Raw genomic sequence first — 14,261 nt, forward strand, 5'->3', positions numbered from 1 at the left:
AGTGGTTACTCCACTCATTCGACATTAGAAGTGTCTCCCGGAAAGGGCATCCGTCTCAAGTGCGACGCGCATCATCCTGGAGGCGGATATCCGTGCGGATCGGACAGACCGAGACGCGGCTTCAGCGGCGTCTCGGCCAGCGCAGGCGGCGCGCCCGTTGCACCCGCACCGGCTGGGTGACGACCGCATCCACGACCATCGACCCGTCGATCGGCCCGACGATCGCGATGGCCGAGGTCTCGGTCGCCTCCGCGGGGTCGATGGGCAGCCGTCCGAGCGCCCGATGTGCACGGACGTACGCGGGCACGAGCAACACGATCGCACCGAGCCACGCGAGCGGGTTGCTCAGGGCGACGCCGTTGAAACCGATCCACGCGCCCAGCACGATGGCCGCCCCCACGCGCATCACGAGCTCGATCACGCCGGTCACGGTAGGCACGAGGGTATGGCCGAGCCCCTGCAGGGCGCCGCGCAGCACGAACAGCATGCCCAGCGCCCAATAGCCGCAGCCGTTGATGATGAGCATCCGGTGCGCGTCGTCGACGACGGCGTCGGACCCTTCTCCGATGAACAGGCGCACCATCGGCGCACCGAACGCGATCAGCAGCCCGCCGAGCACGAGACCGGCGACGACGGCCATCCAGGTCGCCTCGACCACACCGCGGCGGATGCGGTCGGGACGACGTCCGCCGTGATTCTGCGCCGCGTACATCGAGACCGCGAGGCCGAGGGAGGAGAGCAGGGCGACCGCGAGGCTGTCGACGCGGGATCCCGTGGTGTAGGCCGCGACCGCATCGGCTCCGAGGGTGTTCAACGCCACCTGCACGGTGAGCGTGCCTATCGCGATGATCGACGCCTGGAAGCCCATCGGCAGTCCGAGGCGCAGGTGCTCGCTGATGTCGGCCCGGGTGATGCGCCAGTCCGCACGGCGCAGATGCAGCATGGGCAGGCGGCGGCGCACGAACTCGAGGCACAGCGCCACCGAGACGGCCTGCGCGACGACGGTGGCGATGGCGGCTCCGCCCACGCCCCACTCGAGGGGGCCGACCATGAGCACGACGAGCCCGACGTTCAGCACGCACGAGACGGTGAGGAACACCAGCGGCGTCTTCGAGTCGCCGATCGCGCGGATGATCGCGGAGAGGTAGTTGAAGAACATCGTCGCGCTCGCGCCGAGGAAGCTGATCTGCGTGAAGATCGTGGCCTCGGCCATCAGCTCCGGCGGCGTCTGCAGCAGGGCGAGGATCGGGGCGGCGAGGAGGGGCGCTCCCACGGTCAGGATCACGCTCGTGAGGGCGCTCAGGAGAACGCCGGTCGCGACCGAGCGACGCACGGCCGCGTCGTCTCTCGCGCCGAAGGCCTGCGCGATCGGGATCGCGAAACCGCTCGTCAGCCCCCAGGCGAACCCGAGCAGCAGGAACAGCAGGCTGCCGGTCGCACCGACCGCCGCGAGCGAGGTGACGCCCAGGTGTCGGCCGACGACGATGGCATCGGCGAACTGGTACAGCTGCTGCACCACGTTGCCGAGGAGGAGGGGGATGGAGAAGGCAAGGATGACGCGCCACGGACGGCCCGTGGTGAGGGAGGTGGCCATGAAGGAGCGGCTCGCAGAACTGAAGGGATGATCGGGGGTGGAACAAGCCTATCGAATCGATTCGGCGGAGCGGAATACCGGATCAGGATTCCGAGCATCCCGGACTCGGAAGGTACCGTCGGAACGACACCGTCGACGACGACCGGAGGAAGAAAGTGACCACGCAGCACACGGGGGGAACCGGACGCGCGCGCGACGTCGCCGCGGACGGAGAGGAACAGCACCTGCGGCGCGCGCTGAGCAACCGCCACATCCAGCTCCTCGCGATAGGCGGGGCCATCGGCACCGGACTCTTCATGGGCAGCGGCAAGACCATCTCGGTCGCGGGCCCGTCGGTGATCTTCGTCTACATGATCATCGGGTTCATGCTGTTCTTCGTCATGAGAGCCATGGGCGAGCTGCTGCTGTCGAACCTGAAGTACAAGTCGTTCAGCGACTTCGCGAGCGATCTGCTCGGCCCGTGGGCGGGGTTCTTCACCGGATGGACCTACTGGTTCTGCTGGGTGGTCACCGGCGTCGCCGACGTGATCGCGATCGCCGGGTACACGGATGCTCTCATCCCCGGCGTCCCGCTGTGGATCCCCGGCGTCCTCGTCATCGTCATCCTGCTCGCCCTGAACCTCCCCACCGTCGCCGCGTTCGGCGAGATGGAGTTCTGGTTCGCGCTGATCAAGATCGTCGCGATCGTCGCGCTCATCATCACCGGTCTCGTGATGATCTTCACCGGCTTCCAGCACGACGCGGGTACGGCGAGCTTCTCGAACCTCTGGGACAAGGGCGGCATGTTCCCGCACGGGTTCATGGGCTTCGTCGCCGGATTCCAGATCGCGGTGTTCGCCTTCGTCGGCATCGAGCTCGTGGGCACCGCCGCCGCGGAGACCAAGGACCCGAAGCGCAACCTGCCCAAGGCCATCAACGCGATCCCGATCCGTGTGCTGCTGTTCTACGTGGGGGCGCTCATCGTGCTGATGGCGGTCACCCCGTGGACCGAGTACGTCGCCGGCGAGAGCCCGTTCATCGCGATGTTCGCCCTCGCCGGGCTCGGCATCGCCGCGACCGTGGTCAACCTCGTCGTGCTCACCTCGGCCATGTCGAGCGCGAACTCCGGCATCTACTCGACCTCGCGCATGGTGTTCGGCCTGGCACAGGACGGCGATGCCCCGCGGGTGTTCGCCCGGCTCTCCCGCCGCCGGGTGCCGCAGAACGCGCTGTTCCTGTCGTGCATCCTGCTGCTCTCCGGCGTCGTGCTGCTCTACGCGGGCAAGGACATCGGCACCGCCTTCGACATGGTGACGACGGTCTCGGCGCTGTGCTTCATGTTCGTGTGGACGATCTTCCTGTGCAGCTACCTCGTGTACCGGCGCACCCGCAAGGACAAGGTCGCCGCCTCGACGTTCCGACTGCCGGGCGGCGTGTTCATGGTCTACGTGGTGCTGGCTTTCTTCGTGTTCATCCTGTGGGCGCTCACGACGCAGCCCGACACGTTGACGGCACTTCTGGTGACGCCGCTCTGGTTCGTGCTGCTGTTCGTGGCGTGGATCTTCGTGCGCCGCTCACCGAACCACCTGGCCCGGCATGCGGCGCACATCGCCCACCTGCGCGACGACTCGGTCGAGGCGGACTAGCCGGCAGAGGCGGGGGCCGCGGGGGTGGCCGGCGTCGCGGGTGCCGCGGCGAACAGGCGCTTGCGCAGTGCCAGGAACAGCAGGACCATCCCGGCGCTGAGCAGGATGTGCCCCATGCCGGCGATGCCCGCGATCATGCTCGACGACTCCTGGCCGAGCACCGTCAGGCAGCCGTGCCACACCATCATCGCCGACGTCAGCACGAGGCCGGCGTTGTACAGCCAGAAGAACCAGCTGAAGAGGCGGCTCTCGGAGAGCGCGAACGCCTTCTCCAGGAGCAGGACGATCAGCAGCACGACGAAGCCCAGCGTGAGCAGGTGCGTGTGCACGAGGCCGAGCTGCGTCGCCTCCCCCTCGGGGAAATCGTTCATCTTGGTGAACTCTCGGTAGAAGAGTCCGGAGGCGACGCCCACGAGCATGTAGGCGAACGCGGCGGAGAAGAGCCTGCGCATCGGGAATCCTTTCGGTCTGATTCCAGCCTCGTCGCCGCGCGGATTCCCGGGATCCATCGAACGGTTGAGATGCCGGAAGCGGGCCCGACGCGCAAGCGGAGGGCTCAGAGCAGGCCGCTGTCGCGCGCGATGGCGATGGCGCGCGCACGACTGTCGGCGCCGAGCTTCTCGAACACGTGCACGAGGTGGGTCTTCACGGTGGCCTCGGTCACGAACAGGGTCTTCGCGATCTCGCGGTTGGATGCCCCCGTGTCGAGCAGTCGGAGCACCTCCAGCTCACGGTCGGTCAGGCGCACCCGCGGTGCGCGCATGACCTGCACGACGCGTGCGCTCAGCTCGGGAGTGAGCACGAGTCCGCCCGAAGCCGCCTGCCGGATCGCGCGCACGATGTCGTCGGGGGCGACGTCTTTGAGCAGGTAGCCGGCCGCTCCCGCCTCGATAGCGCCCAGGATCTCGGCGTCGCGGTCGAACGTCGTCAGGATCAGCACGGCGGGGGCCGGCTGTTGCGCACGCAGCGCGGCGGTCGTCTCCACCCCGTCCATGCCGTCGCCCAGCCGCAGGTCGCACAGCACGACGTCGGGACGCAGATGCCGCGCGAGGGTCACGGCCTCCTCGCCGGACGCCGCCTCACCGACCACCTCGACGTCGTCGCGATGGTCGAACAGCGAGCGCACCCCGGCCCGGACGATGGGGTGGTCGTCCACGAGCAGCACGCGCACCGCGGTCATCCCTCACCCCCAGGTCGCCGTGCCTGAGCAGTGCCGCCCAGGGGGATGTGCGCCGAGAGCGCGGTGCCGTCACCCGGGGCGCTCTCCACGTCGAGCCCGCCGCCGAGCTCCCGCAGGCGCGCACGCATCGACCGCAGCCCGTAGCCGCCGCCCCGACTGCCCACCCCGCCCTGCGCGTCCCAGTGCCGCGCGTCGAATCCGCGCCCGTCATCGACGATGTCGAGCCGCACGGTGTCGCCGGCATCGGCGAGGGTGACCACGACCCGGGTGGCCGACGCGTGGGAGCGGACGTTCGCGAGGGCCGACTGCGCCGTCCGCAGCAGAGCGACCTCGGCGTCGATGCCGAGCGAGGGCAGGTCGTCGTCGGCGTGCAGCGTCACCTCGATGCCGGTCTCGCCGGCCAGGCGTTCGAGCATCCGGGCCAGGGCGTCGCCGAGCGCGGTGGATTCCAGCTCGGCCGGCATCAGCGCGTTCACGATGCGCCGCGCATCCGCCATCCCCTCGGTGGCGAGGGCACCGATCTGCTCGAGGGCTCGCGTGCGCTGGGCCGGATCGTCCGCCTCCAGGGCCGAACGCGCCAGCATCCCGATCGACGACACGCTCTGGGCGACCGTGTCGTGGATGTCGCGCGACACCCTGGTGCGCTCGGCGCTCGCCCCGGACTCGCGCTGAGTGCGGGCGAGCTCGTCCTGCAGTGCGGCCATCTCCTCCTGGGTCGCGACGAGCGAGGCGATCAGTCGACGCCGCTCCCGCCCGTCACGGACGAGCTCGAGGTATCCGCGGGATATCCCCAGTGCGAAGATGCCGCCGACGAGGGGACCGATCACGTTCGCATAGGTCGTGGCACCGGTGTGCAGCAGCGGGGCGCTCACCACGACCGCGAGGATCGCCACACTGAGCAGCAACGCCCACCGCAGGCGCATCACGAACCCGGCGAGCAGCCACAGCGGGAAGGCGAGCCACACGAACTCCGGTGAGACCACGACCGCGCCGAGCCAGATGAGTGTCAGCCCGAGCAGCCACCACGTCGCCAACCGACGGTCGGAGATGCGCTCGCTGAGCAGCAGCCCGCCGCCGTACCAGCCGAGGAACACCAGCGAGAGGGCCAGCACCCACGGAAGCGGCACTCCGTCGGCTGCGGCGCGCCCGGCGCCGACCACGAGCAGCACGACCGTGATGACGGCCTGGCCTATCCGGATCGATCCGACCAGGCTCGCCCAGGTGCGCGAGGTGCCCGAGCCGGCCGCGCGCTCGTCGCGGCCGGCTCGCTGAGCCCGCGTGGGGTCAGCTCGTGGCGGGAGAGGTGTCGACTGCGGCATCCTCGTATTCTCCCCCGTGCGGTCGCTGCGCACCTCGATCGGTGGCGGATTCATCCGCACCGCTCTTTCCCGGCCACCACATCCGATCCCCGACGATCGCGAAGATCGCAGGGACCACGAGGGTGCGCACGACGAAGGTGTCGACGAGCACGCCGATGCCGACGATGAGCCCGATCTGTCCGAGAGTGACCAGCGGCAGCAGTCCGAGGGCGGCGAACACCGCTGCGAGCACGACACCGGCGCTGGTGATCACGCCGCCCGTCGCCGTGAGCGCTCGGACCATCCCCTGCCGCGTGCCGACCGTCCGCGCCTCCACGCGCGCCCGGTGCACCAGGAAGATCGTGTAGTCGATTCCGAGCGCCACCAGGAACAGGAACGACAGCAGCGGCACCTGCAGGTCGAGGGCATCCCATCCGAACAGCACCCGGCTCAGCCAGGTGCCCGCGCCGATCGCGGCGACGGCGCTGAGGATGTTCACCAGGAGCAGCAGCACGGGTGCCACCAGGGAGCGCAGCAGCACGATCAGGACGAGCAGACTGACCGCGAGCACGAGCGGGACCAGCAGCTGCAGGTCGCGCTGATTGCCCTCGCGCGCGTCGAGATCCGCCGCCACCGGACCACCGACCACGGCATCGGCCTCCGGCACCGAGGCCGCGGCCTCTCGCACGGCACTCACGAGATCGAGGCTCTCCGGGGTGCCCGGCGCCGGTTCCCCGACGACCATCAGTCGCGTGAGTGCGCCATCGGTGCTCTCACCGGTCGTCGACACCCGGAGCACGCCCGGCACGTCTTCGACCGCGCCGGCCAGCGCATCGGCTGCCGCCGTGTCACCGATCACGATCATCGGCTGAGCCTCACCGGCGGGGAAGTGCTCGCCCAGCACCGTGAGCCCCGTTGCCGATTCCGACGCGACACGGAACTTCTCCACCTGGGTGAGCCCGACGGATGCTCCGGCGAGACCACCAGCGAAGACACCGAGCAGCGCGAGCCCGCCGACCAGCGGCACCCACGGACGCCGGGAGACGCGCTGCGCGACAGCACCCCACACGCGACCGGTCTTCGCGTCGTCGCCGACCCGCGGCGCGAACGGCCAGAAGATGCGGCGGCCGCACACCGCGAGAGCGGGCGGCAGCACCAGCAGCACGGCGGCGAGGGCGATCAGAAGGCCGATGGCCGAGGCGATGCCGAGTCCACGCGTGCCGGGGATCACCGCGAGGGCGAGAGTCGACAGGGCGAGCACCACGGTGAGGTTCGAGGCGACGATCGCGGGTGCGGTGGCGCGCCACGCGCCGACGAGCGCACGGCGGTGATCGGACTCATGCGCGAGTTCCTCTCGGTAGCGCGAGATCAACAGGAGCGCATAGTTCGTCCCGGCGCCGAACACGAGCACGCTCACGATGCCGGAATCGAACTGCAGCCCGAGTCCGGCACCGATCGCCGCGGTGGCCTTGTTCGCCAGCTGGTCGGCGAGAGCGACGACGACGAGGGGGATCATCCACAGCACGGGCGAGCGGTAGGTGACGATGAGCAGCAGCGCGACGATCCCGAGTGTCACCATCAGCAGCGTGAAGTCGGCGCCGTCGAACGCGGAGGCGACGTCGACACCGAACGCGGGTCCACCCGTGACCTGCACGCTCAGCCCCTCGATCGGATGCTCCGTCACGGTGTCGCGCAGACCGTGCACGGCCTCTGCGGCGGCATCGTCGTCGGCGAGCGTGAGCGTCGCCTGCAGCACCGCGGCCTTCTCGTCTTCGCTGACGATCGGCCCGTGCGGCTCGTGCCCGGTCTCCGCTTCGACCTCTGCCGAGAGGGAACGCAGGGCGGCGATGTCGTCGGCGGCGAGTCGCTCACCGTCGTCCCGCGACGCGACCAGCAGCACCGTGGACTCATCCGCGTCGGGGAACTGCTCGGCGAGGGCGGCCGTCCGGGCCGACTCGGAATCCGGCGGAGCCACATCGGTGCCCGAGGGCAGCGACGCCCGGCCGAGGGCGCCGAGGAGCGCGGTGAACGCCACGACGGCGACCAGCAGGGAGATCCACCCGCCGCGTCGCGAGGTGAGCCACAGGGGAAGAGAGCGGAGGGTGCGGAGCATGGATCCAGTCCAGCCGTCGCCGCCCTTCCGAGGATCGGGCGGGGGGCTGAGACTCGTCTCCACCGTTCGATGGATGCGGCCCTGCCGCCCGCGACCTTCCCGCCAGCGGGGTCCCGGCCAGCGGGGTCCCGACAGGACCTCCCTCGGCACCGTGCGCGCGCGTAGCGTCGGGGGCAGGCCGCCGATCCGTCCGCGGCCACGACGAAAGGACATCCCATGCACACGCGCACTCTCGGACAGGGCCTCCAGGTCTCTGCGGTCGGACTCGGCTGCATGGGCATGTCGCAGAGCTACGGGCCCAACCCCGGAAGCCGCGACGACATGATCGGGGTGCTGCGGTCGGCGATCGAGCACGGCGTCGACTTCTTCGACACGGCCGAGGTGTACGGCCCGTATGTGAACGAGGAGCTCGTCGGCCAGGCGCTCGAGCCGATCCGCGATCGCGTCGTGCTCGCGACGAAGTTCGGGTGGGACATCCAGGACGGCAGGAGCGTGGGGCTCGACAGTCGGCCCGAGCAGATCCGGCGAGTGGCCGAGGCGTCGCTGCGGAGTCTGCGCACCGATGTGATCGACCTCTTCTACCAGCACCGCGTCGACCCCGACGTGCCGATCGAAGACGTCGCCGGGACCGTCGGCGAGCTCATCGCCGAAGGGAAGGTGCGCCACTTCGGGCTCTCCGAGGCCTCGGCGGACACGATCCGCCGCGCACATGCCGTGCACCCGGTCACCGCGCTGCAGAGCGAGTACTCGCTGTGGACCCGCGATCCCGAATCCGAGATCCTGCCGGTGCTCGCGGAGCTGGGCATCGGATTCGTGCCCTTCAGTCCGCTCGGCAAGGGGTTCCTGACCGGCACGGTCGACACGGCAGCCGACTTCGCAGTCGGCGACATCCGCGCCACGATCCCGCGGTTCACGGCCGAGAACCGGGCGGCGAACCACGCGCTCGTGGCGCACGTGACCGAGCTGGCCACGGCGAAGGGGGCCACACCCGGTCAGATCGCTCTGGCATGGCTGCTCGCACAGCAGCCGTGGATCGTGCCGATCCCCGGCACCCGACGCACCGTGCGCATCGCCGAGAACGCCGGAAGCACGGCGGTCGCCCTGTCGGCCGACGAGGTCGCCGACCTCTCGACCCTCGCCACGCGCGTCGGGGTGAGCGGCGACCGCTACAACCCGCAGCAGATGGCGTTCGTCGACCGTTGAGTCCTCAGCGGCCTCGGTATCGTGAGGCGGGTGATCTCCGCCCGCAGCTATCCCGCGACCATCGCGTCCGCTGTCGAGCACGAGACCGTCATCCGCAAGTCGCGCTTCCTCACCCGCATCGAGCCTGTCTCCTCGGTCGAGCAGGCCGACGCCGTGATCGCCGCCATCCGGAAGAGGGCCTGGGACGCCAACCATAACTGCACCGCGATGGTGACGGGTCTGCTCGGCGATCAGGCGCGGTCCTCGGATGACGGCGAGCCCTCCGGCACCGCGGGGATACCGATGCTCGAGGTGCTGCGCCGGCGCGAGCTGACCGATGTGGTCGCGGTAGTGACCCGCTACTTCGGCGGTGTGAAGCTCGGGGCGGGAGGGCTCGTGCGCGCCTACTCCTCCGCCGTGTCCGAGGCACTCGATCTGGCGTCCCTCGTGCGACGGGCAGCCCTCCGGCAGGTGACGCTCGAGGTGCCGCACGCAGACGCCGGCCGCTACGACAATCTGCTGCGCGACTGGGCGGTCCATCATGGTGCGACGCTGGGCGCGCCGAGCTATGCCGCGACGGCCACGCTCGAGCTGTGGGCCCCCGAGGCCGAAGTCCCCCGGCTCGTCGACGATCTGGCCGCGGCATCCGCGGGTGCGATCGCGCCTGTACTCGGCGTCGAGCGCATCGTCGACGTGCCCGCCTGACACCGACGGGCATCGGCGAAACCACAACGAACGACGGATATCCTGGATGCCGCGGTCGCGGAGGGAGAGCGATGTTCGACAGTCCGCTCTCGGCCTCGGCCTACGAGATCCTCGGGGTCGACCCCTCCGTCGACGACGCCGAGCTGCGCCGCGCCTACCGTCTGCGGCTGCGCCAGACGCACCCGGACACCGGTGGCGACGCCGCGATCTTCATCCAGGTGCAGCGCGCGTGGGAGCTGGTCGGCACCGTCGAGAGCCGTGCCGCCTACGACCGCCGCTCAGGTGTGGCGTCAGCGGCGACACCCGACGCCGACACCGGGTGGAGCGGATGGCGGCCTCAGGCAGCGCGTACCGACACCCGTCCACGCGCCCGCTCCTACGGCCACCCCGGCGGATGGCGTCGCGAGCGCTACCTCGTCCTCATCCGCGAATGGGCGGGCCGTGGCGTCGAGGTCCCCGACCCCTACGACCCCGCCCTGGTGCGCTCGGCTCCCCGCGATCTGCGCCGACTGCTCGCCGATGCCCTGGCGGAAGAGGCCACGGCGCGCACGGTCTCCGACCTCGGCATGGGCTTCACGGTGTGGCACGACGTGGCCGTGGGGACGGATGCCGACGACAAGCTCGACCATGTGGTGCTGGGCCCCTCCGGCCTGTACGGGGTGATGTCGGAGGACTTCGGAGGGGTGGTCGGCTTCCGGCGCGGCGAGATCACCGGGCCGAGCCTGGGAACCCGCGCGCCGGTGACGGCTGCCCTCGGTCGGATGCGCACGATCGCCAAGACCGCCCGCGTGCGCTTCAGCGGTGCGATCATCGTGCTGCCCGACGACGACCTCGCGCAGGCCGTCACACCGCTCGGCACGAGCCGCGGCGTTCCGGTCGTCGTCGTGCGCCGCAGCGCGCTGGCGATGGTGTTGCGTCAGGGCGTTCCGCAGGCGCGGGCGATCGGCGGGAACGAACTGTTCGACGTGCGCACCCGACTGCAGCAGACCGTCCGCTTCGTCTGACGCCGGTCGGCCGTGCGGTCCCACGAGCTGGTCGTGGGACCAGCTCATGGGACCGCACTGCGCCTCACGATCGGGCGCTCAGGGTCAGGTCAGTCGACGACGCCGGATGAGCGACGACCCGACGACCAGCATCAACCCTCCGAGGAGCAGACCGGCCGAGAGCGTTCCGCCGGTCACCGCGAGGGTGGGCGGCGGCGACGGGAAGACCCGTGTGGTCGTCTCCGAGGTCGGCGGATCGATCGGGTCCCCACCGGGCGGGGTTCCCGTTGCCGTGGCCACGTTGCGCACCTGTCCGTTTCGCACGTCGGCAGCGGTGACGGTGTGCGCGGGCACGGTGCAGGTCATCTGCGCTCCGGAGGCGAGGCTGGTCTGCGGACACGTGACCGCACCCGCGGTGGGGTCGGACACCACGATGTCGGCGACCGTCTGAGCGCCGGTGTTCGTCACGATGATCGTCCACTCGATGCGGTCACCCGGATCGATCACGCCGTTCCCGTTGACGTCGACCGGATTCGCGCGCTTCTCGAGTCCGAGCGAGTTGGTGCCGTCGAAGGGCACCTCGACCGTCGACGGCGGCGACACCGGCGGCTCACCGGAAGGCGGCGTACCCGTCGCGGTGGCGGTGTTCGTCAGCAGCCCGGAATCGACGTCGGCCTGCGTCGTCTGATACTCCGCCGTGCAGGTGACGAACTGGCCGGGCAGGATGCTCGCGGCTCCCGCCGGGCATGTGACCACCGGAGCGGTCCCCGTCCCCGTGAACGCCGTCTCATCCACGCTCACGTCGGTGAGGGTGACGTTGCCGGTGTTGGTGACCACGAACGAGTACGTGAGCGTCTGCCCCACGGTCGTCATCGTCTCCGGCGTCGCGGACTTCACGATGCTCACGCCGGGAGCAGGGACCACCGGGATCTCGGTCGTCGACGGGGGTGAGACGGGGGGCTCGCCCGTCGGCGGGGTACCGGTCGCGGTGGCCGTGTTCGACACGCTCCCGGAATCGACATCCGCCTGCGTCAGCACATACGACGCCGTGCACACCACCTGAAGACCCGGCGCGAGCGAGGCCGCACCCGCCNCGTCGATGGGGGTGAGACGGGGGGCTCGCCCGTCGGCGGAGTACCGGTCGCGGTGGCCGTGTTCGACACGCTCCCGGAATCGACATCCGCCTGCGTCAGCACATACGACGCCGTGCACACCACCTGAAGACCCGGCGCGAGCGAGGCCGCACCCGCCGGACACGTGATCGCSGACAACGACCCCGAACCGGTGAACACACCCTCATCCACCGTCACATCCGTGAGAGTGACATTGCCGGTRTTGGTCACCACGAACGAATACGTGATCTCCTGACCCACCACATACGCATCAGCCGTATTCGGGCTCGCCGACTTCACCATCGTGATCCCCGGAGCCGGCACCACCGGAATCTCCAGAGTCGACGGCGGAGACACCGGCGGCTCACCCGACGGAACGACCCCGAACCGGTGAACACACCCTCATCCACCGTCACATCCGTGAGAGTGACATTGCCGGTGTTGGTCACCACGAACGAATACGTGATCTCCTGACCCACCACATACGCATCAGCCGTATTCGGGCTCGCCGACTTCACCATCGTGATCCCCGGAGCCGGCACCACCGGGACCTCGATCGTCGATGGGGGTGAGACGGGGGGCTCGCCCGACGGCGGAGTACCCGTCGCCGTCGCTGTGTTCGACACGCCTCCGGAGTCCAGGTCGGCCTGCGTGACGACGTACGACGCCGTGCACGTGACATCGGCTCCCGGCGCGAGCGACGCCGCACCCGCCGGGCAGGTGACCACCGGAGCGGTCCCGGTCCCGGTGAAGGCCGTCTCATCGACACTCACGTCCGTCAGCGTCACATTGCCGGTGTTCGTCACCAGGAACGAATACGCAATCGTCTGACCCGCCGAAGTGATCTCCGTCGTGTCAGCGCTCTTGACCACCGTGATCCCTGGAGCCGGCACCGCCGGGACTTCGGTCGTCGATGGGGGTGAGACGGGGGGCTCGCCCGAAGGCGGAGTACCCGTCGCCGTCGCCGTGTTCGACACGCCTCCGGAGTCCAGGTCGGCCTGCGTGACGACGTACGACGCCGTGCACGTGACATCGGCTCCCGGTGCGAGCGAGGCCGCACCCGCCGGGCAGGTGACCACCGGAGCGGTCCCGGTCCCGGTGAAGGCCGTCTCATCCACACTCACGTCGGTGAGGGTGACATTGCCGGTGTTCGTGACCAGGAAGGAATACCCGATCGTCTGACCCGCCGAACTGATCTCCGTCGTGTCCGCCGACTTGACCACCGTCAACGCCGGAGCCGGCTCCGCCGGGACTTCGATCGTCGATGGGGGTGAGACGGGGGGCTCGCCCGACGGCGGGGTACCCGTCGCCGTCGCTGTGTTCGACACGCCTCCGGAATCGACATCCGCCTGCGTCACCACATACGACGCCGTGCACGTGACATCGGCTCCCGGTGCGAGCGACGCCGCACCCGCCGGGCAGGTGACCACCGGAGCGGTGCCCGTCCCGGTGAAGGCCGTCTCCGCCACCGACACATCCGTCAGCGTCACATTGCCGGTGTTCGACACCAGGAACGAATACGCAATCGTCTGACCCGCCGAAGTGATCTCCGTCGTGTCAGCACTCTTGACCACCGTCAACGCCGGGGCCCGCTCCGCCGGGACTTCGGTGGTGGATGGGGGTGAGACGGGGGGCTCGCCCGACGGCGGGGTACCCGTCGCGGTGGCCGTGTTCGACACGCCTCCGGAATCGACATCCGCCTGCGTCACCACATACGACGCCGTGCACGTCACGTCGGCTCCCGGAGCCAGCGACGCCGCACCCGCCGGGCACGTCACCACCGGAGCGGTCCCCGTCCCGGTGAAGGCCGTCTCATCCACAGTCACGTCGGTGAGGGTGACGTTGCCGGTGTTCGTGACCAGGAAGGAATACTCGATCGTCTGACCCGCTGCCGACAACTCGTCCAGATCAGCAGACTTCACCACCGTCAATCCCGGAGCCGGGTCCGCCGGGATCTCCAGAGTGGACGGGGGCGACACCGGCGGTTCGCCGGAAGGCGGAGTGCCCGTCGCCGTGGCCGTGTTCGACACGCCTCCGGAGTCCAGGTCGGCCTGCGTGACGACGTACGACGCCGTGCAGGTGACCGCAGCCCCCGGCAACATAGTCGCGGCTCCCGCCGGACACGTGACCACGGGAGCGGTGCCCGTCCCCGTGAACGCCGTCTCATCGACGCTCACGTCGGTGAGGGTGACGTTGCCCGTGTTGGTGACCAGGAACGAATACTCGACCGTCTGACCCGCCGACGTGAGCCCGTCCACATCCGCCGACTTCACAACGGTCAACGCCGGGGCCGGGTCCACCGGCACCTCGGTCGTCGATGGGGGTGAGACGGGGGGCTCGCCCGTCGGCGGAGTACCGGTCGCGGTGGCCGTGTTCGACACGCTCCCGGAATCGACATCCGCCTGCGTCAGCACATACGACGCCGTGCACACCACCTGAAGACCCGGCGCGAGCGAGGCCGCACCCGCC

General features: G+C 69.8%; 11 protein-coding genes and 1 pseudogene. 4 read left to right on the forward strand and 8 right to left on the reverse strand.

Going from position 1 to position 14,261, the window contains the following annotated elements:
- Positions 1–121 precede the first annotated feature (121 nt).
- On the reverse strand, positions 122–1,594 hold the full coding sequence (locus ASD13_RS05825; RefSeq protein ID WP_055866675.1) for an MATE family efflux transporter: 1,473 nt from the start codon (positions 1,592–1,594) through the stop codon (positions 122–124).
- A gap of 155 nt (positions 1,595–1,749) precedes the next feature.
- On the opposite strand from ASD13_RS05825, the gene cycA reads away from it, so the two are divergent.
- Positions 1,750–3,219: a D-serine/D-alanine/glycine transporter gene (gene cycA, locus ASD13_RS05830; RefSeq protein ID WP_055866677.1), complete on the forward strand. Its 1,470-nt coding sequence runs from the start codon at positions 1,750–1,752 to the stop codon at positions 3,217–3,219.
- Here the strand turns inward: cycA and ASD13_RS05835 are convergent.
- From ASD13_RS05835 to ASD13_RS05850, 4 genes are all read right to left on the reverse strand, one after another.
- Entirely contained in the window at positions 3,216–3,671 is a 456-nt protein-coding gene (locus ASD13_RS05835) for a DUF2871 domain-containing protein (RefSeq protein WP_055866682.1), read from the reverse strand. The two genes, cycA and ASD13_RS05835, sit on opposite strands and share 4 nt — an antisense overlap.
- A 104-nt stretch (positions 3,672–3,775) precedes the next feature.
- Positions 3,776–4,399 (reverse strand): response regulator, encoded by a 624-nt coding sequence (locus ASD13_RS05840; RefSeq protein ID WP_055866687.1) that lies wholly within the window; start codon positions 4,397–4,399, stop codon positions 3,776–3,778.
- Positions 4,396–5,718, reverse strand: a complete 1,323-nt coding sequence (locus tag ASD13_RS05845) for a sensor histidine kinase (RefSeq protein ID WP_055866690.1) — start codon at positions 5,716–5,718, stop codon at positions 4,396–4,398. Before ASD13_RS05845 ends, ASD13_RS05840 begins: the two co-directional genes overlap by 4 nt.
- Positions 5,684–7,810 carry an MMPL family transporter gene (locus tag ASD13_RS05850; protein WP_055866693.1) on the reverse strand — a complete coding sequence of 709 codons (2,127 nt, stop codon included), beginning with the start codon at positions 7,808–7,810 and terminating at the stop codon, positions 5,684–5,686. The genes ASD13_RS05845 and ASD13_RS05850 overlap by 35 nt, the downstream gene beginning before the upstream one ends.
- A 216-nt stretch (positions 7,811–8,026) precedes the next feature.
- On the opposite strand from ASD13_RS05850, the gene ASD13_RS05855 reads away from it, so the two are divergent.
- From ASD13_RS05855 to ASD13_RS05865, 3 genes are all read left to right on the forward strand, one after another.
- On the forward strand, positions 8,027–9,013 hold the full coding sequence (locus ASD13_RS05855) for an aldo/keto reductase (RefSeq protein WP_055866698.1): 987 nt from the start codon (positions 8,027–8,029) through the stop codon (positions 9,011–9,013).
- Positions 9,014–9,043: 30 nt separating this feature from the next.
- A complete protein-coding gene (locus ASD13_RS05860; RefSeq protein ID WP_055866701.1) occupies positions 9,044–9,697 on the forward strand; it encodes an IMPACT family protein in 654 nt (217 codons plus the stop codon).
- A gap of 71 nt (positions 9,698–9,768) precedes the next feature.
- On the forward strand, positions 9,769–10,701 hold the full coding sequence (locus ASD13_RS05865) for a J domain-containing protein (RefSeq protein ID WP_055866704.1): 933 nt from the start codon (positions 9,769–9,771) through the stop codon (positions 10,699–10,701).
- An 84-nt stretch (positions 10,702–10,785) separates the two neighbouring features.
- Here ASD13_RS05865 and ASD13_RS17785 read toward each other — a convergent pair.
- From ASD13_RS17785 to ASD13_RS05880, 3 genes and pseudogenes are all read right to left on the reverse strand, one after another.
- Positions 10,786–11,773, reverse strand: a 988-nt coding sequence (locus ASD13_RS17785; protein ID WP_442922316.1) for a DUF7507 domain-containing protein, incomplete at its 5' end; no start/stop codon positions are given.
- Position 11,774: 1 nt separating this feature from the next.
- Positions 11,775–12,095, reverse strand: a pseudogene (locus tag ASD13_RS17790) (DUF7507 domain-containing protein); the annotation flags it as partial.
- The coding region (locus ASD13_RS05880) for a DUF7507 domain-containing protein (protein ID WP_442922317.1) at positions 12,089–14,261 on the reverse strand (2,173 nt) is incomplete at its 5' end. The gene ASD13_RS05880 and the pseudogene ASD13_RS17790, both read right to left, overlap by 7 nt.

Source organism: Microbacterium sp. Root1433D1, assembly GCF_001426835.1.
Lineage (GTDB): Bacteria > Actinomycetota > Actinomycetes > Actinomycetales > Microbacteriaceae > Microbacterium > Microbacterium maritypicum.

What these genes read in the sequence shown, in the direction of transcription:
- ASD13_RS05825 (WP_055866675.1), bottom strand. Translation starts at nt 1,594, where the DNA reads ATGGCCACCTCCCTCACCACGGGCCGTCCGTGGCGCGTCATCCTTGCC.
- ASD13_RS05835 (WP_055866682.1), bottom strand. Translation starts at nt 3,671, where the DNA reads ATGCGCAGGCTCTTCTCCGCCGCGTTCGCCTACATGCTCGTGGGCGTC.
- ASD13_RS05840 (WP_055866687.1), bottom strand. Translation starts at nt 4,399, where the DNA reads ATGACCGCGGTGCGCGTGCTGCTCGTGGACGACCACCCCATCGTCCGG.
- ASD13_RS05845 (WP_055866690.1), bottom strand. Translation starts at nt 5,718, where the DNA reads ATGCCGCAGTCGACACCTCTCCCGCCACGAGCTGACCCCACGCGGGCT.
- ASD13_RS05850 (WP_055866693.1), bottom strand. Translation starts at nt 7,810, where the DNA reads ATGCTCCGCACCCTCCGCTCTCTTCCCCTGTGGCTCACCTCGCGACGC.
- ASD13_RS05855 (WP_055866698.1), top strand. Translation starts at nt 8,027, where the DNA reads ATGCACACGCGCACTCTCGGACAGGGCCTCCAGGTCTCTGCGGTCGGA.
- ASD13_RS05865 (WP_055866704.1), top strand. Translation starts at nt 9,769, where the DNA reads ATGTTCGACAGTCCGCTCTCGGCCTCGGCCTACGAGATCCTCGGGGTC.